The sequence below is a fragment of the Polyangium fumosum genome (assembly GCF_005144585.1).
Classification (GTDB): Bacteria; Myxococcota_A; Polyangia; order Polyangiales; family Polyangiaceae; genus Polyangium; species Polyangium fumosum.
Genome location: NZ_SSMQ01000002.1, coordinates 237,975 through 255,987, shown reverse-complemented (window position 1 = coordinate 255,987; position 18,013 = coordinate 237,975). Strand labels below are relative to the sequence as shown.

Here is an 18,013-nt window from a genome sequence, read left to right as displayed (position 1 = left end):
CCTCGACGTCCTAGGCAGGGATGGGGTGCACGCCGTCGCGGATCCAGCCCTCGCTGATGGTGCGGAACGACGCCTCCGTGCCGAGCCCGGCCATCACCGAGGCGAGGCCCCATTGCAGGCGGTTCACGAACGTGAAGTCCTGCGGCATCTTCGGCACGTGTGGGATGTTCGGGATCGCCTCGCCTTCCTTGAAGGCCAGGCTCTTGATGCCGCGCGCCAGGAACTGCACCGTCTCGCGTGATTTCTCGCGCGAGCAGACCCACGTGCCCTTCGTCGTGAGCGGCATCATGAGCTCCATCGTGTAGCTCCGGTAGAGATCCCAGGTCTCGTCGTTCGGGTCGTAGCCGAGCACCTCGATGCACGCGCGATCGAACTCCACCCAGTCCCCGTCGAGCGCGGCGCGCATGTAGCGCTTCATGTCGTTCACGAGGTCGGGCGGCAGCATCTTCACGCAGCCGAAATCCAGGAACCAGACGCGCCCGTCCGGCAGAAAGCGGTAGTTGCCCGGGTGCGGGTCGGCGTAGAGCACGCCGTAGCGGAGCATCGACCGGAACGTGAAGCGCCAGATCGCCTCGCCCGCGCGGTTGCGCGCCTCCTGGCTGCCTTCCTTGCAGAAGTCGGCGTAGGGCGCGCCGTCGGCGAAGCTCGTGGTGATCACGCGCCTCGTCGTGAGCGAGTGGTGGACCTCGGGGATCAGGATGTCGGGCTCGTCCGTGTTGAGGCGGCGGAAGAGGTCGGCCATCTCGGCCTCGCGGCCGTAGTCGAGCTCGGCCAGGAAGACCTGCCGGATCTCGTCGAGCGTCTGCGTCGCGTTGAGCTTGCGCGAGAGCGGCTTGATCATCGTCTCGAGCAGCGAGATGCTCTTCAGGTCGTTCTCGATCGCCTTGTCGATCCCGGGGTATTGCACCTTCACGGCCACGCGCTCGCCCGCCTTCGTGACGGCGCGGTGCACCTGACCGATGCTCGCCGCGGCGAAGGGCTCGCGCTCCCACTTCGCGAAGACCTCCTCGGGCGGCGCGCCGAGCTCGGTCTGGATCATCTGCGCGGCGGACTCGGCCGAGAGCGGCGGCGCCTTGTCCTGGAGCTTCTTCAGCGCGGCCTGGAATTTGTCCTCGTGGCCGGGCGGGGCGAGGCCGTCGATGTAGCTCGCCATCTGGCCGAGCTTCAGGGGCAGGCCCTTCATCTCGCCGAGCGTCTTCAGCATCGCCTCGGCGGTCTTCTTGACCTCGGCGGCCATGCGCTCTTTCGCGGCCGCCTCCTCGTCCTCGGTGCGAGGGCTCTTCGAGAGCGCGCGTTTGGCGCCTTCGAGGGCGAAGGGGATCGAGCGCGGGGCGAGGCTCGCGAGCCTTGCGATCCGGCCGAGTCGAGAGGTCGGCGGCTTGTCCTTGGGCTTGTCGTCGGCCATGCGGGGGCGCGGCGCCTTGGGTGCCGCAAGCGTTACTTGGGCTTGGTCGACCAGCATCGTCAAGGGAGATGGCTGCTCGCGCCGAGGAAATCGTGCCGTGGACGACCCTCGTCCCGCCGCGCTAAGGTCGCACCTGCCGTGCGCGGGCGCGCATGAACGCGCCTGCGACGAGGAGTTTCCCGATGAAGCCTGCCCTCCTGGTCATCGACGTACAGAAGCAGTTTTTCGACGAAAGCCCCGAGACAGCGCGCTCGCTGACGAACGCGATCGAGTACATCAATGCCGGCATCGCGCTCTTTCGCGCGAAAAACCTGCCTGTCGTCTGCGTGCAGGACATCGGCGAAGAGGACGAGCGGGTCCCGGGCACCACGCGCTTCGAGGTGCCCGAAAGCGTGAAGGTCCTCCCCTCGGACCTGCACATTCACAAGACGTACGGAAATTCGTTCAACAAGACGCCGCTCGCGGGCGCCTTGCGCGAGCTCGGCGTCGATACCGTCATCCTCACCGGGTATTGCGCCGAGCATTGCGTGCTCTCCACGTATCGCGGCGCGCTCGACCACGACTTCACGCCGATCCTCCTTCGGGGCTCGCTCGCGAGCGGCGTCGCGGAGAACATTCCGTTCGTGGAGCGCATCGGCGACGTCATTTCTTATGGCGCGCTGAAGCAGGTCCTCGGCTGATCGGCAGCGAAGGGGGCGCGTCAACGGCATCGAAATGGCTCGAAGGTACTCGCAACATGATCCGTCGCGCTGACCTCACCGACCTCCGGGCCGTCTTCGCCGTCGAGCGCGACGTCTTCGGCACGCACGTCTATCCGGACTTTTTCTTCCGGCAGGCGTTCGATCTCTGGGGCGACACCTTTTTCGTGGCCGACGGCGAAGACGGCTCGCTCGACGGATACGTCCTCGGCGTCTCCTCGCACGAGCCCAGCGTCATGTGGGTCCTCTCCCTCGCCGTTCGAGGCGCGTCACGGGGGCGCGGCATTGGCAAAGCGCTGATGCACGAGCTGCTCGCGGCCATGAAGGCCCGCGGCACGTCCTCGGCCAAGCTCACGGTGCACCCGGACAACCCGGCCGTGACGCTTTACCGGAACCTCGGATTCGAGGTCATCGGCGAGGATCCGTATTATTTCGGCGAGAAGGACCCCCGGTGGGTCATGGCGCTGCGATGGGGATGATGTAGCTCGCGGGGGGGGCGGGAGAGGGGCAGCCGGTCAGCCCGTCGCGGGGGCGTCGTCCGCGCTGTCATCCTCGACGGCGCGGCTTGGCGGCTTGATGTGGGTGAGCGCGAATGCCTTGAGGAGCGCGGGTTGCGATTGGGAAGCTGCCGCCAGCCGCGCGGTGTTTCTCGCCGAGCGGCACAGGGTCACGATGATCCCGTCGATGACATCCATCTGCTCGGTGGAGAGCTGCGTGCCGGTCCCCTCGCGCGCCTCCGCGGCATTGCGCAGCGAGGCGGCGGCCGCGGCGAGCGATAGCAACGCCGTCATCCCCCCGCGCTTCTTCGCGACCTCGACCACGGTCTCGCGGCTCAAGGTCGCCCGGAGCGAGTCGAGCTGCGTCGCGAGCTTCTCCGCGTCGTCGGGCAACACGCTCGCGCGATCGAGCGCCGTCTCCACCGTGCGCGCCGCGTCCTCGTACCCCGCGTCCTCCAGCACGCGGTGTGTGGCTGCGAGGACCGATCGTGCGCGTGCGCGCGCGGCCTTCGCTTCCGTGGTCGCGGCGAGATAAGCCTGGCTCGTCGACCTCTTTTTCCCGGCGGCCTCGTCGCGCCCCACGCCTGCGTCGATCAGCGCATTCCGCGCGGCTTCGAGCAGCACCACGTCTTCGGAGGCGAACCCGCAGTCGAGGAGAACCGACGCGTACGAATCGAGGGCGTGGAGGGTCTTGTTCGCCTGCTTGAGCGTGTCGCTGGACCCGTACGCGCGGCCGATGCGGAGGTAACGGTCGCGGCCTTTGGGGGAGATCGTCGTGAGATCGAGGGGCATGTTCGTGTCCTACCTGCGCATGTGCGCGGTTCTGAGGTTGTCAAGGCGCCGTCAGCGCGAGCGTTCGACGAAGCCGAGCGTGCATTCATGGGTTGAAATTGTGCCTTTGTGACGGAGACGTCTGCCGCGGCGGAGCGCGCGCGTGCATGCACCCGTCGGCGCGCTGCATTCCTGCGGTCGGCGCGTGCCTTCATGGGTTCGATGTGTGCCGCCACACGTCGAGGGCCTGCCTTCGGGTGGAGCGAGCGTGCCTTCGCGAGGAGAACGTGTGCCGTCACACGTGGATGGCGTGCCGTGACGGGGTTTGGGGATGCATCCGCGGGGGAGGGGGTTGCCGCGCGGGAGCGGTGGTGTGCAATCTCGTGCTTTCGGACATTGTGCGTCCGAGCCGCCGACGCTCGATCTTGCGCCAGCGTCGGCGGCTGTTGCAGAACGGATCGCCAGGAAGAACGCGGGCCCGCGCACGGCGCCACGGGGGTGGCCGGGTGAGGCCTTGCGCACACGGAAGGCACTTCCATGGCCTGGTTGTCGAACCGCTTTGTACGGCTTTGGCTCCTCGTGCTCGTCGCTTTTGGCGTCTCGGTATGGCTCCTCGGGTGCGCCGCGACAGGCACGAATACGCAGGCGTGGGCGCAGAAAACGCCGAACGGAATCAGGTTGTTCCGTATCTGTCGGCGCCATCCCCACGTCGACCCGAATGCGCGTTATTGGTACGACGTGGGGGACGGGACGCCTCGAACGACGTTCCTCTCGCTCGACGAGCTCTTGGAGAGCCGCGAGGCCAAGGCCGTTTATATCCACGATGCCAACGCGCCCTCCGAGAGCCGGAAGCTTCTAGGGATTGCGTTCCAGCATCTCCCCTGCGACAAGCCGCCGCCGCCCCCGCTGGAGAAGAAGCTCGCGGAGAAGGAGAAGGAGGGCGCAGAGAAGAAGGACGAGACCAAGGAGACCGAGCGGCCGAAGCCGCTGCCGAAACCGCTGCCGCGACCAATTGCGAGACCGCCGGAGCGGGAGCGGTGCACGGCGTATCGGGAGCCAGGCCAGACGCGGCAACGCCGCGGCACGGGTTCACGTACGTGCACGAGGATTCTGGTCAAGCGGCCCGGCGGAGAGCCGGCCGTCGCGGAGAATCGACCGCGCCCGGTCGAGGCGCCCGTGCCGAAGGACCCGAGCGAGGTGCAGCCGGGTGAAGTATGGAGGTATGAGGAGTGGAGCCAAACCCCGGAGGAGACCGCGCGGCTCGATCGCGCCTACGAGTGCCTCCAGGGCGTCTGCCATGCGAGGCACCAGAACTTCATTCCGAAGGACAAGAAGAAGCCCGCCGGGAAGCACCATGGGCAGTCTTTGTCAACGGGGAGTGGCTCGCCGCAGCCGGCGCCGAAGTCGACGGTCAAGACGAGGACCAAGCCGGTCGGGAAGCCGAACGGGGGTGCGGCAGGGCAGGGGGGCAAGGGGAGCGCGGCGGACACGCCACCGCCGGCCAAACCGAAGCGGGGAGGCGAGACGCCGGCGACCAAGCGTGGGAGGGAGGTGCATGAGGAGTTCAAGAAGAAGGTGAAGGAGAAGGAGGGAGAGGGGTGGAACCCAAACCCGCGGATCAAGAAGGATGGCAAGGAGCTGAGGCCCGATGCGCTCACACCAAATGAGAACCCGATCGAGCTGAAGCCGAACACGCCGACGGGCAGAGAAGCGGGCAAACGCCAGATGAAGAAGTACGAAGACGCGTATCAGAAGAAGGGACGGGTGATCTATTATGAACCCTAAGCGAGTCCTGCGGGACCGAATGAGTCACACCTTCAAGGTCTGGGTCACGCCTATGCTCCATGCGGCGGGCTTCAAGAAACGAGGAATCGTGTACGTGCGGGAGCTGGGGAGCGTCCAGCACCTCTTCCAACACGAGAGTGACGACCTCAATACGGCCGAGAAGTACAGCTTCACGACGAATTGTGGGATTTACGTTCCGGGGGTCAAAACTGCCTACTGGGGCCCGGGCAGCGTCGAACCCAAGGCGCCTGACGCAGCGGACGGAGTCCTGAACGTGCGGCCCCAACAGCTCATACCGGGAGGCAAAGGGTGGTTTGAACTCACGTCCAGCGATGGGCCCGAAAAGGACGATGAAATAGGGCAGGAGCTGCGGCGGCTCGTGGAGACGGCGGCCCTGCCCTTCTTCGATCGATTTCCGGACGAACGCGCGGTCGCGGAGTTCCTCTCGCAGCCCCGAAAGAAGGAGGACCGACATGTCGTGCCCTTTGCCGATACGCTCGAGCTCTTCTATGCCGCGATCCTCTGGAAGCGGCTCGGGTGCAAGGACAGGTGCCGCGAATGCTTCGAGCGGGAGAAGGCGAAGACCAAGAGGCGCTTTGGCTCCGGACCCGAGAAGTTCATGGCGCGCTTCTCATGTGACGACGACTGACGCGTTTGCTGCGGAGAGCCGGCCCGCAGACGCGCGCTCGGGGGCTGCTTCACGGGAGCACCTCGATCGAATCCGGCGTGAGAATGGGCAATTCGCCCTGAATGAGACATTGCTCTTGCGGCCCGCACTTGTGAATCCGGAGCTTGCCCCGCACCCGCACGCGTTTTCCCACGGTCGTCTTCTGCCAATCCTCGCCGAGGTGCTTTTTCAGGTCGTCGCGCGGGATCAACACATCGGCGACCGACCCGAATCCCTTGCTCGGATGAAGCTCGCCCTCGCGCGTCTCGACGCCCTCTTCGGCCTGCTTCGGCGCGGACGCAGCCTTTGGCTCTTCGGCCCCCGGGGGCGGACTCGCCGCCTCGCGGCAGCCTGGCGTAAACACCGCTCCGGCGAGCGTGACGACAAGGGCGAAACGGCGTGAAACGTCGAGCATGAAACGCATCATGTCGAGCACGCTCGGCCGCTGCAACCGGAGTATCTTGGGCCCGTCGTGAACGCCGCGCGCTCTGCCGACCTCGCCGAGATCCTCCACATCGCGCGCGCCGAGATGGCCGGGCACCTCGCGAAAGATCGCGGCCCGCTCGCCCATCGCGCAGCCGAGATCCTCCTCCACCCCGCGGCGCTCTCGCTCGCGAAACACCTCGTCGCCTTCGACCACGACCTCGCGCGCCTCGGCTCGCTCCGCCGCGCTTCGCTCGCCATGCTCGATCGGTACGGCGTGCACGCGCGCCTCGCCGACACCTCCGGCGGCCCGCACGACCTCACCGCGCGACGCGCAGCGCTGCCCGAGCGGGGCCCTCTCCTCGTCGTGTCGAACCACCCCGGCCTTTACGACGCCCTCGCGCTCTTTTCGGCGGTGGGCCGCGACGACCTCGCCGTCATCGCCGCCGCGCGGGATCTGCTCTTCGCCTTGCCCCACGTCCGCAAGCACCTCCTCTCCGCGCCGCCCGACGCGCGCGCCGGCCTCGCCCTCCGCGCGGCCGCCCGTCACCTCACGCGCGGCGGCGCGCTCCTGCACTTCCCCGCGGGCCGCATCGAGCCCGACCCACGCCTCGTCCCTCCCGGCGAAAGCGCGCTCCACGCCTTTCAACCCGGCCTCGACGCGCTCGTCACGCTCGCGGCGCGCGCGCGCCCCGACCTCGTCGTCGTGCCCGTGATCGTCTCGGGGGTCGTCTCGCTCCGCGCGCGCGCCTTCGCCTCCGCGCTCGCGGGCCGCGCGGGGTTGACCGACGCGTTCGTGCCGCTCCTCCAGCTCACGCTCCCCGGCTTCGGCGACGTCGACGTGCGTGTCACGATCGGCCCCGCGCTCGACGTCGCGGAGCTTGGCGCCGAGCCCTCCACGCACCTGCGCCTCGCCCTCGAACGCCTCGCGCGCGCCGTCCTGCGCCCCCCTGGCGCGGCGCCCGCGGAGCCTCTACGTTGAGGCCCACGATGAGCGAAACCGTCCGAGGCAAGATCGACCCGGGTCTGGATCTCGAGGCCGAGATCGTGCGGCTCAAGAAGGAGCGCAACGCCGTCCTGCTCGCCCACTACTACCAGGAGGGCGACATCCAGGATCTCGCGGACTTCCTCGGCGACTCGCTCCAGCTCGCCCAGCAGGCGAAGAAGACCACGGCCGACGTCATCCTCTTCGCGGGCGTGCACTTCATGGCCGAGACCGCGAAGATCCTGAACCCCGATCGGATCGTCGTCGTGCCCGACCTCGAAGCCGGCTGCTCGCTCGCCGACGGCTGCCCGGTCGACCGGTTCCGCGCCTGGCGCGCGAAATACCCCGACGCCGTCTCGATCACGTACATCAACTGCACGGCCGAGGTGAAAGCCGAGAGCGACTACATCTGCACCTCGTCGAACGCCGAGAAGATCGTCCGCGCGATCCCCGAGGACAAGGAGATCCTCTTCGCGCCCGACAAGAACCTCGGCCGCTGGCTCGAACAGAAGACCGGCCGAAAGATGCGGCTCTGGCAGGGGAGCTGCGTCGTGCACGAGACCTTCAGCCTGCGCAAGATCATCGCCCTGCGCGAGCAACACCCCACGGCCAAGCTCATCGCGCATCCCGAGTGCGAAGAGGCGCTCCTCCGCATGGCCGCGTTCATCGGCTCGACGACCGCGCTGCTCAAGTACACGCAGACCGACGACGCAGAGGCCTACATCGTCGCGACCGAGAGCGGCATCGTGCACCAGATGCGCAAGGCCTCGCCGCACAAGACGTTCCTGGAAGGGCCGCCCGAGAAGAACTGCGCCTGCAACGAGTGCCCCTTCATGCGCCTCAACACGATGGAGAAGGTCTACCTCGCGCTGCGCGACCTCGAGCCCCGCATCGAGATGCCCCTCGACCTGCGCGAGCGCGCGCGTGTGCCGATCGACCGGATGCTCGCGCTCTCGTGAGCCATCCCGGACGCCCCCTTCGTGCTCAAAGGTTCGTCGGCGTGTCGGGCTTGCCGGTCGCCAGCTTGCGCACGAGCGCGCGCAGCTCGGACGGGTCGTAGGGTTTTTCCAGGAGCAGGTTCTCTACGCGCGCGAAGAATGCGCGCACGTCGCTCGTGAACGCCGCGCCCGTGAAGAAGACGATCTGCCGCGCCACCTCCGGCGCCGTCACGAGCAGCCGCTCATAGAGTTCGAACCCGTTCATCCCCGGCATCCGCACGTCGCACAGCACCACGTCGAAGCGCGCGCCCGCCTCCACCACCGCGAGCGCCTCGTGCCCGCTCGACACCGCGGTCACCTCGTGCTCGTTCGCGAGGAGCCGTCGGATCGAAGCCACGATGAACGGCTCGTCGTCGACGAGCAACACGCGCGTCCGCCGCGCGGATCCCCCATGTCCCGCCGTCGTTCCCATCGTCGTGCCAATGAGCCCCACGAAAACTCCAGGAATCCCATTAGGTCGCCCATCGCCGAGCATTGCGCAAGCGCCAAGAGCAAGCATGCGGCAATTTGTTGTCTAGTGCCAATGGATTGACACCGACGCCGCGTGTCGCAATGAACGCAATGGTGCGGCTGCCAGGCGAAATGTTCAGCCGAGGTGCTTCTCGATCGCGCGGATGACCTCGAGCCTGTCGAAGAGCCGCTCCACGTAGTCGAGTCGATCGGTCTCGATGACCATCGTCGGCGAGAGATCGTAACGCGCGTGCCATTCCTCGTAAAGCTTGTCGAGCGCGGCGAGGTAGCTCTTCGGCACTTTGCGTTCAAAGTTTCGTCCGCGCTGCCGGATGCGCCGCACGAGGGTCGGCAGAGGGCAGCGGAGGTAGATCATCAGGTCCGGCGGCCGGATCTCCTCGCGCAGCGTCCGATAGAGATCGTCGTACATCTGCCAGTCGCGGGCGTCGATGTAGCCGGCCCGGTGCAGGTGCGCGGCGAAGATCTCCGCGTCCTCGTAGAGCGTCCGATCCTGCACGATCGGCCGAGGATCCACGGCCGCGCGGCGTACGACGTCGCGGTGGATGTGGAAGCGCTTGACGAGGAAGAAGAGCTGCGAGCTCATCGCCCAGCGCGACATGTCCCCGTAGAAGTCGGACAGGTACGGGTTCTCCTCGTTGGGCTCGAAGAACGGCACCATTCGGAACTGCTGCTCGAGCCATTTCACGAGGCTCGATTTCCCAGCTCCCATGTTCCCAGCCACCGCGATGATCCGGGGGCGCGCGCCATCCCGCCGGCTCTCGACCATCTCGTCCTCCGCTCCCCTCAAAGCACGAGCGAAAGCCCGAGCGTCGTCACGAAACCCCCAGCAAACCTGGGGAAAGGCCCCACCGTCACGCGGCGCCCCGAAGCGTCGATCGCTTGCTCTTCCTCGAAGGCACGACCTCGTTGCGCCGTCTCGGGGTAAAACGCGCCCGTCGTCTCGATCTCCACCGCGAGCCACCGCGGCACCACGTCGAACGACGCGCCGAGGCCGAGCGGAATCTCCACGAACGACGCAGCCCGCTCGCGCACGGGAAACACGCTCCCCCCCGACGTCTCGACCGAGAACCGCCCGAGCTCGAGCCGCCCCCAGCCCGCGCCCACCGAGACCCACGCCCGCGCCCGCGGCGTGAGGCGCCACGTCGGCGCGATCCGCAGGCCGAACGAGTACGTGTAGAACTCGGCATCCCCCGGATCCCCGACGAGCCCAAGCGCGCCCGAAGGCATGTTGAAGTCGCGCTCCGTGCGCACCGCGTACAGGCTCGCGCGCAGGTACCGCGTGATGTCGACCCGCGCCCAGAGCCCCATGCCGACGGACGCCGGATACCGCACGCCCGTGTCGCCGCTCGGGATGCGATGCACGAGCGCCACGCCTCCGCCGAAGTCGACGTGGCGCGTGAACGGCGGCTCCGGGATGTCGAGCGGAGGCAGCTCCTTCGGCCGTGGCGGCGGCTCGGGCGCAGCCGGCGCCGCGGCCGCGTCCGCCGCCTCTTCGCTCGCGCTCGCGCCGCGCGCCGTCCCCATCACCCCGCCGAGCGCGAGTGTGATGGCGGCCGCGGACGCGAGCGCACGTCGGCCTCTCCGCCGTCGGTCTTCGAGGCGCTTCACCCGTGCTCGCATCGCGTGCCCCTTGTAGCAAAGTTCGGGCTCCTCGGTCGACCGACCACGGCTTTGGTCCGTTTCGATCCCTTCTGGCACGGTCCCGAAATCTGCGGCACACTCCGCCCGCCATGCACATGTCTCGGCTTTTCGTTTCGCTCGCCGGTCTCACCCTTCTTGTCGCGGCTTGCAACAAGTCCGAAGCGCCCGCCGCGCAGGCCGATCCGCCGGCCGCCCTGCCGACGCAGGTGCCCGGGCAGCCGCAGGGCGCGGTCGCGGAGAGCATCAAGCCGCTCGCGCAGAAGAAGTTCGGCCAGCCGGTGACGGAGACGAAGACGACGGCGCTCACGGACCTGACGAAGGAGCCCGCGAAGTTCGCCGAGCAGACGGTGCGCACCGAGGGCGTGGTCTCGGCGGTCTGCAAGTCGATGGGCTGCTGGATGGAGATCGCCGACACCACGGGCAAGGCGCACATCAAGATGGCGGGCCACAGCTTCTTCGTCCCGCGCGACAGCTCGGGCCACCGCGCCGTCATCCAGGGCAAGGTCCTCACGCCCGAGGCCGACAAGGGCGTCTGCGGCGCCGACGACGGCTGCGGCCAGGGCGGCAGCGCCAAGATGGCCCAGGTGAACATCGAGGCGACAGGCATCGAGTTCATCGATTAGTCCTCACGATCTTCCAGAGCGTCGAACCGTTCGACGCACGAATCGCGCCTCCCCCGCTCCCGCCCGCCGCGCGTGAACGCAAAGCTCGGTAGGCATGGGCCTCCTGATCACGCGCGACGATTTCACCGAGGACGAGTTCGCCCGTTTCTCCGAGCGTCTTTCCGATCAGCTCGACGTCCTCGGCACGCTCGCAAGCCTCCCCGGCTTCGGCGAAGGGCCGGCCACGGTCGGCGCCGAGCTCGAGCTGTTCCTGGTCGACCCGGCGGGCCTGCCGCTGTCGGCGAACCGCGAGGTCCTCGCGCGCACGGTCGATCGGCGGTTCACTGTCGAGCTCGACCGGTTCAACCTCGAATTCAACGCGAGCCCGTGCCCGCTCGCCGGCCGCCCGTTCACGGCGCTCGCGGACGAGCTCGCCGGCGCGCTCGTGGAGATCACGCGCGCGGCGCGGGAGCAAGGCGGGCGTATCGTGCCCATCGGCATCTTGCCCACGCTGCGCCGCGAGGATCTCACCGCCGCGGAGCTGACCGACGTCCCCCGCTATCGCGCCCTCGGCAAGCGCATCCGACGCCTGCGCGGCGGACCTTTTCACGTCCGCATTCACGGCGAAGACCCGCTCGTCCTCGACACGGACGACGTCGCGATGGAGGGCGCCGGCACCTCGTTCCAGGTCCACCTCCGCGTCCCGCCGCAAAGTTTCTCCCGATATTACAATGCGGCGCAGATCGCCACGATCCCGGCCCTCGCCGCCTCGTGCAACGCGCCGATCCTCATCGGCCATCGCCTCTGGGACGAGACGCGCATCGCGCTCTTTCGCCAGGCCGTCGACGATCGTCTGGACGCCCCGGCAGCCTTTCACCCGCCGTCGCGCGTGTCCTTCGGGTATGGCTGGGCCCGCGACGGGGCCGCCGAGCTTTTTGCCGAGAGCGTCCGGCTCCACGCCCCGCTCCTGCCCGTGCTCGGGAGCGAGGACCCCCGACAAACCCTCGCCGCGGGCGGCGTCCCCGGCCTCGCCGAGCTGCGTTTGCACCACGGCACCGTCTGGCGCTGGAACCGCGCCGTTTACGACCCGGGCAGCGGCGGCCATTTTCGTATCGAATATCGCGCCTTGCCCGCCGGGCCCACCGTGGTCGACATGCTCGCGAGCGCCGCGTTCCTCCTCGGCGCCACGCTCGGCCTCGCCCCGGACGTCGATCGCCTCTTGCCCGCCTATCCGTTCGAACTCGCGCGCCACGCGTTCCATCGAGCGGCGCAGCATGGCCTCGACGCCGTCGTTCCGTTTCCGTGCGACGAGGCCCCGTCCCCCCGCGCGACGCCGATCGTCACGTTATGCGAGCGCCTCCTGCCCCTCGCCCGGAGCGGCCTCGTGGGCGCGGGCGTGCTCGAAAGCGAGGCCGACCGCTTTCTCGATGTCTTCGCCGCCCGGGTACGATCCGGGCAAACCGGCGCGCGCTGGCAACGCGCGGCGCTCGCGGCTTTGCGGGGCCGACATGCACACGAGGAAGCGTTGCGGCGGATGCTCGCCCAGTACGAGGAGCGCGCGGCCTCCGGCGAGCCCGTGCATACGTGGGCGCCGGTCGAGGGAGGTGCTCAGAACAACCCCATGACCGACAGCCCCATCCGATCCTGACCCATCATCGGCACGACCGTGACCGAGCTCGGCAGGATCGCGCGCGCGCCTTTCACCGATTCCTGGGGCGCCTCCACGGTCTCCGTCGAGAAAACGGCCATGTCGAGCGCGGGTGCGGCGACGTATCCGACGAGGGCCCCGATGGCGACATACCCGATGGCTTCGTACCCGGTCCCCGCGCCGGCCATGAGCCCGAGGAGCCCGCCTCCGAGGGGAAGGCCGACGTTGAGGCCGAGGCTCGCAAAACCCTTGCCGACGTGCCCGTGCGCCCAGTGAACGATGGGCCCCGTGAGCACGTGCCCCGCGATGCCGACGTACGTGATCGGGGTTCCCATGCCGACGACCGACACGAGATCACCCGCGACCACGCCAATCAAGGTTTGCCACCCATACCAGCGTTTCACCTTCTGCGTGGGGACCTCCGTGCTCCAGCCGGGCAGGGGCAACGCGTACCCTCGCCCCCAGGCCCCGTTGGGTGGAGGTTGCGGATACGGCCCCGGCGGATACGGCGCATAAGGTCCGGGCGGATAAGGCGCGTAAGGTCCGGCGCCCGGCGGCGGGGCCGGCGGCGGCGGAAGGGAAGCCCCATTCGCAGCCGATCCTGGCGGCGGCGGTGGAGCCGGCACCCCTGGCGTGGGTGTCAGGGGGCCTGCGGGCGGCGCAGGGAAGGGATTGGCTTGGGGCGGCGTGGGGACCGCGGGCGGCGGCGGCGCCGGGTTCGTCGCGGAAGGCGGGGGCGGAGGGGGCGGGGGCGCCACGTCCGGTTGCTGCGCGTTCACGCGCGTCGCGAGGGTGATCGTGGCGAGGGCGAGGGCGGGGCCGAGCAGCAAGCGTGTGCGCATCGGCGGCGAGGATATCAAGAAGCGTGCCGCCAGCGGAAGGCCGGCCACGTCGAAACCCCGACGTGGCCCGGCGCCGCGGGGTTACTTCGCTTCCTTGAGGGCGAGGTTCACGGCCTTCTTGAACTTCGACAGCGGCTGCGCGCCCGAGATGAGATACCCATTGATCACGAACGTCGGCGTGCCCGAGATCGAGGCGTCGTCGGCGGCCTTGATGTCCGCGTCGATGAGCGCCTTGTGCGTCTGCCCGTCGATCGCGGCGAGGACCTTCTGTACGTCGAGCCCGAGCGCGGCGGCCGTCCGCTCGATGCCGGCGCGGTCGAGCTGCGTCTGGTCCTGGAAGAACGCGTCGTGCATCTTCCAGAATGCGTCGTTGCCCTTTTGCTTGAACGCCTCCATGGCCGCCAGCGCGGCGGGCATCGCGTTCTTGTGGAACGGCAGCGGCTTGTTTCGCCAGACAAACCGGATCTTGCCCGGGAAGGCCGCGTCGAGCTCGGCGAGCGTGGGCTCGACGCGCTTGCAGAACGGGCACTCGAAATCGGAGAAGATCTGCACCGTGACCTTCGCGTTCGCCGGGCCCTTGGTGGGGTTCTCCTTCGTGAACGCGGGGATCGCCTTCACCTTCTCGAACGTCGCGGCCTTGCCGTCCTTGATGATCGTGTCGTAGAGCTTCGCCGCGGGCGTGCCCTTCTTGACGAGCGCCTCCGACTTCGTGATCTCCTCGTCGATGAGGGCCTTGAACTTGTCGATCGGCTGCGCGCCGACGAGGCGGCGGCCATTGATGAAGAAATGCGGCGTGCCGCTCGCCTGCACGTCGTCGGCGAGGTCCAGGTCCTGCTCGATGCGGGCCTTGTGCTTCTTCTTCGCGATCGCGTCGCTCGCCTTCTTCACGTCGAGCCCGAGGTTCTTCGCGATGGCCTCGAGGTCCTCGGGCGCGAGCTTGCCGTTCGCCGCGAAGAGCAGGTCGTGCGCCTGCCAGAACGCCGCTTCGCCTTTTTGCGCGCGCGCCTCGAGCGCGAGCTCGGCCGCGGGCTCGGCGTCCTTGTGGAAGGGCAGGGGGTTATTCTTGTACACGATCCGGAGTTTGTCGCCGTAATCGCGGGCGAGCTGCTCGATCGTCGGCGTCACCCTGACGCAGAACGGGCACTGGAAATCCGTGAACATCACGAGCGTCACGAGCGCCGTGTTCTTGCCCCGCACCGGCGAGCCGTCGACGGGCACGCGCCAGACCGTCTTCGTGTCCTCGGCCTGGCTCGGGCTCGCGCCGGGCCGGTCTTCGGGCTTCTGGTAATTCTGCGCCGAGAGCACCGCATAGACCTTCTCGGGCGCGGTGCCGCTCGCCGTCGCTTTGCGTGCGGCCGCGATCTGCTCGTCGATGACGGCGCGGAACTTGTCGACCGGCTGCGCGCCGGAGAGGTGCACGCCGTTGATGAAAAACGCAGGCGTGCCCGTCACGCCGAGTTTCTTGCCGAGCTCGATGTCCTCGTCGAGCTTCTTGCCGATCTCGCCGCTCGCGAGCGTGGCGTCGACGAACTTGCGCGTGATGCCCCGCGGCAGCGAGCCGTCGATGACCTGCGGGTCGAGCCGGCCGGCGAAGAGCGCGTCGTGATAGGCCCAGAACCAGGGCGATCCCTTCAGCTTGAACACGGCCATCGCCGTCTCGGCGGCCGGGCGCGCATTCTTGTGGAACACGAGCGGGAAGTTTTTCCAGACGATCCGGAGCTGGTCCTTGCCGTAGATTCTTCCGAGCTCCGCGAGCGTGCCTGCGGCGCGCGCGCAGAACGGACACTCGAGGTCGGAGAACGCGACGATCGTGACGGGCGCTTTCGGGCTGCCCCAGCTCGGATCCGCGGCCGTGACGGGCACCGGGCTCTTCGCGCCTTCGCCCGTGTCGGCCTCGGTTCCACCGGTCCACGTGCCGACTTCGGCGGGGGCCACGGTGCGCACGGGGAATCCGTTTCCGGTGTTGTCGTCTTCGGCGCCGCCGACGAGGGCCCTTTCTCCGTCACCTTCGGCTGCGCCGGCGGCACGTGGCGCGCCTGCGCCTTTGTCCCCGCCGCGGCCGGCGGTTTCGGCGCCCTTTCCAGCGATGGCGCCGTTCGCGCCCTGATCAGCGGGCCCCTGGGACCCGTCTCCGGGCGAGGCGGCCTGCGGCGTAGGCGCCGGGCCGCAGGCGACTGCGGCCGAGAGGGCCGTCACGAACCCGATTCGGAAGAGCTTCACGAGCATGGCCGGCACCCTACAAGAAACGCGGTCACGACGCACGCGGGTTGCAAGCGGATCCCCGTGGCTTCAACATCCCCGAAAGGTTACGTCAATGTCGCTGCCGCGCACCGAGGAGAGCCCAGATCCTGCTGGCATGGGGGATGCATCAATTTGTCGCATTGCCTGGACGCGGGAACGGGTACATGGCTCTCGCACGGAGGTACGACATGGCTTCTCAATTTGTGACTTCGCGTGGAACGTGGCTCGGCATGGCACTCGTCGCGGCGCTCGCCGTCGGGTGCGGTGACGGCGGCGCGGATGGCAGCGGCGGTGCTGGTGGCAGCGGCGGCAGCGGCGGAAGCGGCGGAAGCGGCGGCGCGGGCGGCGGGCCGGCGCTCATGGACGTGGCGATCGCGTTCGAGGGGCGCGTCGGGAACCAGGTCTTCGATTGCACAGACACCTACACCTTGGGCAGCACGAACACCGAGGTGCAGATCACCGATTTCCGGCTCTACGTGCACGACGTACGCCTCTTGCGCAAGGACGGCAGCGAGTTCCCGGTCGAGCTCACGCAGGACGGGCTGTGGCAACACGAGAACCTGGCGCTCCTCGATTTCGAGAACAAGGCCGGCGCCTGCGCGAACGGCACCAGCGAGACGAACACCACGATCAAGGGCCGGGTGCAGGCCGGGAGCTACCAAGGCATCACGTTCAAGGTCGGGGTGCCTTTCAACCTGAACCACGCCGACGCGGCGACGGCGCCTTCGCCGCTCAACCTGAGCGCGCTCTTCTGGAACTGGAACGGCGGGTACAAGTTCCTCCGCGTGGACGCGGCGCCCACGGCGGGCGGCGGGGCCTTCAACGTGCACATCGGCAGCACGGGGTGCACGGAGGACGCGTCGGGGGTCGTCACGGCCTGCGACCGGGCGAACCGTCCCGAGGTGCACCTGACCAACTACGATCCGCTCAGTGGCAAGTTCGTGGTCGATTACGCGGCGCTCGTCGCCGAGAGTGACCTCTCGCAGAACGCGGGCGGCGCACCGGGCTGCATGGCGGGCAAGGACGACCCCGAATGCCAGGCCATCCTGGGCCGCCTCGGCATCCACGTGGATGACGGCTCGGTGCATCCGGACGAACAGAAGCTCTTCGTGGCGGAGTGAACCCATGAAATACCTTCCCCTCCTCCCCTTGGCCGCGCGGGGGTCTTTCGCCGCGCTTTTGCTTCTTGGCGCCTTCGCAGGCTGCGGTGGGGAGGGGGAGGGGCCGCCCGCGCCCGTGCCCCCGGCCCCCGCGACGTGGGATTTTGGCCTGCCCGCGGGGTATCCGAAGCCCAAGGTCCCCGCGGACAACCCGATGTCGGTCGACAAGGTCGAGCTCGGCCGGCGCCTGTTCTATGACAAACGGTTGTCCGGGAACGAGACGCAGAGCTGCGCGTCGTGCCACGACCAGAAGCTCGCGTTCACGGATGGGCGCGCGGGCGGGCTCGGATCGACGGGCGAGGTGCACCCGCGGAGCTCGATGTCGATCGTGAACGTGGGCTATCTGTCGACGCTCACCTGGGCAAACCCGTTGATCACGGAGCTCGAAGAGCAGGCGCTCCTGCCGCTCTTTGGCGAGACGCCGGTCGAGCTCGGGCTCGCGGGCAAGGAAGACGTGCTCCTCGAACGATTGCGCAAGGAGCCGGTGTACGAGGCGCTCTTTCCGAAGGCGTTTCCAGACGAGGCGGACCCCGTGCGGCTGGAGAACGTCGTCCGGGCGATCGGCGCGTTCGAGCGCAGCGTGATCTCCTACCAATCGGCCTGGGATCGGTACAACTACGGCGGCGATTCGAAGGCGCTGTCGGAGGCCCAGAAGCGCGGCAAGGACCTGTTCTTCTCGGAGAAGCTCGAGTGCTTCCATTGCCACGGCGGCTTCAATTTCTCGGACTCCGTGGTGCACGACGGCAGCACGTTCACCGAGACGATGTTCCACAACACGGGCCTCTACAACCTCGGCGGCACGGGCGCGTATCCGGAGGGCAATCGAGGCGTCTACGAGGTGACGAGCGTCACCACGGACATGGGCCGGTTCCGCGCGCCGACGCTCCGCAACATCACGCTCACGGCGCCCTACATGCACGACGGGAGCATTGCAACGCTCAGCGAGGTGCTCGATCATTACGCGGCCGGCGGGCGCACGATCGCGGATGGCCCGTACGCCGGCGTGGGGAGCACGAACCCGTACAAGAGCGAACTCATCAATGGCTTTGTGTTGACCGAGGACGAGAAGGCCGACGTGCTTGCTTTCCTCGCGGCGCTGACGGACGATGCGCTGCTCACCGATCCGCGCTTCGCGGACCCTTGGAAGCAGGACAGCGCGGGAGGAATGCCGTGAAGAGA

18 protein-coding genes are annotated in these 18,013 nt (G+C 68.2%); 10 read left to right on the top strand and 8 right to left on the bottom strand.

The window, feature by feature from the left end:
• Nucleotides 1-10: 10 nt before the first annotated feature.
• Nucleotides 11-1,405, bottom strand: a complete 1,395-nt coding sequence (locus E8A74_RS03075) for an ABC1 kinase family protein (RefSeq protein WP_136927383.1) — start codon at nucleotides 1,403-1,405, stop codon at nucleotides 11-13.
• A gap of 182 nt (nucleotides 1,406-1,587) precedes the next feature.
• Here E8A74_RS03075 and E8A74_RS03070 point away from each other — a divergent pair, with 182 nt between their 5' ends.
• Nucleotides 1,588-2,085 (top strand): cysteine hydrolase family protein, encoded by a 498-nt coding sequence (locus E8A74_RS03070; RefSeq protein WP_136927382.1) that lies wholly within the window; start codon nucleotides 1,588-1,590, stop codon nucleotides 2,083-2,085.
• 56 nt (nucleotides 2,086-2,141) lie between these two features.
• Nucleotides 2,142-2,582, top strand: a complete 441-nt coding sequence (locus E8A74_RS03065; RefSeq protein ID WP_136927381.1) for a GNAT family N-acetyltransferase — start codon at nucleotides 2,142-2,144, stop codon at nucleotides 2,580-2,582.
• 36 nt (nucleotides 2,583-2,618) lie between these two features.
• On the opposite strand, the gene E8A74_RS03060 is transcribed toward E8A74_RS03065, so the two are convergent.
• Nucleotides 2,619-3,392: a hypothetical protein gene (locus E8A74_RS03060; protein ID WP_136927380.1), complete on the bottom strand. Its 774-nt coding sequence runs from the start codon at nucleotides 3,390-3,392 to the stop codon at nucleotides 2,619-2,621.
• 516 nt (nucleotides 3,393-3,908) lie between these two features.
• Between E8A74_RS03060 and E8A74_RS03055 the strand changes: the two genes are divergently transcribed.
• Nucleotides 3,909-5,156, top strand: coding sequence for a hypothetical protein (locus tag E8A74_RS03055; RefSeq protein ID WP_136927379.1), 1,248 nt, complete (start codon nucleotides 3,909-3,911; stop codon nucleotides 5,154-5,156).
• Between the two features lie 19 nt (nucleotides 5,157-5,175).
• Nucleotides 5,176-5,805, top strand: a complete 630-nt coding sequence (locus tag E8A74_RS03050; protein ID WP_170228811.1) for a DUF4304 domain-containing protein — start codon at nucleotides 5,176-5,178, stop codon at nucleotides 5,803-5,805.
• A 49-nt stretch (nucleotides 5,806-5,854) separates the two neighbouring features.
• Here the strand turns inward: E8A74_RS03050 and E8A74_RS03045 are convergent, their stop codons facing one another.
• Nucleotides 5,855-6,250: a hypothetical protein gene (locus E8A74_RS03045; RefSeq protein ID WP_136927377.1), complete on the bottom strand. Its 396-nt coding sequence runs from the start codon at nucleotides 6,248-6,250 to the stop codon at nucleotides 5,855-5,857.
• 45 nt (nucleotides 6,251-6,295) lie between these two features.
• Between E8A74_RS03045 and E8A74_RS03040 the strand changes: the two genes are divergently transcribed.
• Nucleotides 6,296-7,228, top strand: coding sequence for a 1-acyl-sn-glycerol-3-phosphate acyltransferase (locus tag E8A74_RS03040; RefSeq protein WP_136927376.1), 933 nt, complete (start codon nucleotides 6,296-6,298; stop codon nucleotides 7,226-7,228).
• Between the two features lie 8 nt (nucleotides 7,229-7,236).
• The gene (nadA, locus tag E8A74_RS03035) at nucleotides 7,237-8,190 is read left to right on the top strand and encodes a quinolinate synthase NadA (protein WP_136927375.1); all 954 of its coding nucleotides are present in this window, start codon (nucleotides 7,237-7,239) and stop codon (nucleotides 8,188-8,190) included.
• 25 nt (nucleotides 8,191-8,215) lie between these two features.
• Here the strand turns inward: nadA and E8A74_RS03030 are convergent, their stop codons facing one another.
• The 3 genes from E8A74_RS03030 to E8A74_RS03020 form a co-directional block, all read right to left on the bottom strand.
• Nucleotides 8,216-8,641: a response regulator gene (locus E8A74_RS03030; protein ID WP_170228810.1), complete on the bottom strand. Its 426-nt coding sequence runs from the start codon at nucleotides 8,639-8,641 to the stop codon at nucleotides 8,216-8,218.
• A 174-nt stretch (nucleotides 8,642-8,815) separates the two neighbouring features.
• Nucleotides 8,816-9,466: a deoxynucleoside kinase gene (locus E8A74_RS03025; protein ID WP_136927373.1), complete on the bottom strand. Its 651-nt coding sequence runs from the start codon at nucleotides 9,464-9,466 to the stop codon at nucleotides 8,816-8,818.
• Nucleotides 9,467-9,483: 17 nt separating this feature from the next.
• A complete protein-coding gene (locus E8A74_RS03020) occupies nucleotides 9,484-10,320 on the bottom strand; it encodes a hypothetical protein (RefSeq protein WP_136927372.1) in 837 nt (278 codons plus the stop codon).
• Nucleotides 10,321-10,430: 110 nt separating this feature from the next.
• On the opposite strand from E8A74_RS03020, the gene E8A74_RS03015 reads away from it, so the two are divergent.
• Nucleotides 10,431-10,964, top strand: coding sequence for a DUF4920 domain-containing protein (locus tag E8A74_RS03015; protein WP_136927371.1), 534 nt, complete (start codon nucleotides 10,431-10,433; stop codon nucleotides 10,962-10,964).
• 94 nt (nucleotides 10,965-11,058) lie between these two features.
• Nucleotides 11,059-12,591, top strand: coding sequence for a glutamate-cysteine ligase family protein (locus tag E8A74_RS03010; RefSeq protein WP_136927370.1), 1,533 nt, complete (start codon nucleotides 11,059-11,061; stop codon nucleotides 12,589-12,591).
• Here E8A74_RS03010 and E8A74_RS03005 read toward each other — a convergent pair.
• Both E8A74_RS03005 and E8A74_RS03000 read right to left on the bottom strand, forming a co-directional pair.
• Entirely contained in the window at nucleotides 12,552-13,433 is an 882-nt protein-coding gene (locus tag E8A74_RS03005) for a hypothetical protein (protein ID WP_136927369.1), read from the bottom strand. The two genes, E8A74_RS03010 and E8A74_RS03005, sit on opposite strands and share 40 nt — an antisense overlap.
• 81 nt (nucleotides 13,434-13,514) lie before the next feature.
• On the bottom strand, nucleotides 13,515-15,659 hold the full coding sequence (locus E8A74_RS03000; protein WP_136927368.1) for a DsbA family protein: 2,145 nt from the start codon (nucleotides 15,657-15,659) through the stop codon (nucleotides 13,515-13,517).
• A gap of 203 nt (nucleotides 15,660-15,862) precedes the next feature.
• On the opposite strand from E8A74_RS03000, the gene E8A74_RS02995 reads away from it, so the two are divergent.
• The gene (locus E8A74_RS02995; RefSeq protein WP_170228809.1) at nucleotides 15,863-16,795 is read left to right on the top strand and encodes an MbnP family copper-binding protein; all 933 of its coding nucleotides are present in this window, start codon (nucleotides 15,863-15,865) and stop codon (nucleotides 16,793-16,795) included.
• 4 nt (nucleotides 16,796-16,799) lie between these two features.
• On the top strand, nucleotides 16,800-18,008 hold the full coding sequence (locus E8A74_RS02990) for a methanobactin export MATE transporter MbnM (protein WP_136927366.1): 1,209 nt from the start codon (nucleotides 16,800-16,802) through the stop codon (nucleotides 18,006-18,008).
• Nucleotides 18,009-18,013 lie beyond the last annotated feature (5 nt).

Excerpts from the sequence above, each read along its gene's own strand:
- E8A74_RS03075 (WP_136927383.1), bottom strand. The coding sequence starts at position 1,405 with ATGGCCGACGACAAGCCCAAGGACAAGCCGCCGACCTCTCGACTCGGC.
- E8A74_RS03070 (WP_136927382.1), top strand. The coding sequence starts at position 1,588 with ATGAAGCCTGCCCTCCTGGTCATCGACGTACAGAAGCAGTTTTTCGAC.
- E8A74_RS03065 (WP_136927381.1), top strand. The coding sequence starts at position 2,142 with ATGATCCGTCGCGCTGACCTCACCGACCTCCGGGCCGTCTTCGCCGTC.
- E8A74_RS03060 (WP_136927380.1), bottom strand. The coding sequence starts at position 3,392 with ATGCCCCTCGATCTCACGACGATCTCCCCCAAAGGCCGCGACCGTTAC.
- E8A74_RS03055 (WP_136927379.1), top strand. The coding sequence starts at position 3,909 with ATGGCCTGGTTGTCGAACCGCTTTGTACGGCTTTGGCTCCTCGTGCTC.
- E8A74_RS03050 (WP_170228811.1), top strand. The coding sequence starts at position 5,176 with ATGAGTCACACCTTCAAGGTCTGGGTCACGCCTATGCTCCATGCGGCG.
- E8A74_RS03045 (WP_136927377.1), bottom strand. The coding sequence starts at position 6,250 with ATGATGCGTTTCATGCTCGACGTTTCACGCCGTTTCGCCCTTGTCGTC.
- nadA (WP_136927375.1), top strand. The coding sequence starts at position 7,237 with ATGAGCGAAACCGTCCGAGGCAAGATCGACCCGGGTCTGGATCTCGAG.
- E8A74_RS03030 (WP_170228810.1), bottom strand. The coding sequence starts at position 8,641 with ATGGGAACGACGGCGGGACATGGGGGATCCGCGCGGCGGACGCGCGTG.
- E8A74_RS03025 (WP_136927373.1), bottom strand. The coding sequence starts at position 9,466 with ATGGTCGAGAGCCGGCGGGATGGCGCGCGCCCCCGGATCATCGCGGTG.
- E8A74_RS03020 (WP_136927372.1), bottom strand. The coding sequence starts at position 10,320 with ATGCGAGCACGGGTGAAGCGCCTCGAAGACCGACGGCGGAGAGGCCGA.
- E8A74_RS03015 (WP_136927371.1), top strand. The coding sequence starts at position 10,431 with ATGCACATGTCTCGGCTTTTCGTTTCGCTCGCCGGTCTCACCCTTCTT.
- E8A74_RS03010 (WP_136927370.1), top strand. The coding sequence starts at position 11,059 with ATGGGCCTCCTGATCACGCGCGACGATTTCACCGAGGACGAGTTCGCC.
- E8A74_RS03005 (WP_136927369.1), bottom strand. The coding sequence starts at position 13,433 with ATGCGCACACGCTTGCTGCTCGGCCCCGCCCTCGCCCTCGCCACGATC.
- E8A74_RS03000 (WP_136927368.1), bottom strand. The coding sequence starts at position 15,659 with ATGCTCGTGAAGCTCTTCCGAATCGGGTTCGTGACGGCCCTCTCGGCC.
- E8A74_RS02995 (WP_170228809.1), top strand. The coding sequence starts at position 15,863 with ATGGCTTCTCAATTTGTGACTTCGCGTGGAACGTGGCTCGGCATGGCA.
- E8A74_RS02990 (WP_136927366.1), top strand. The coding sequence starts at position 16,800 with ATGAAATACCTTCCCCTCCTCCCCTTGGCCGCGCGGGGGTCTTTCGCC.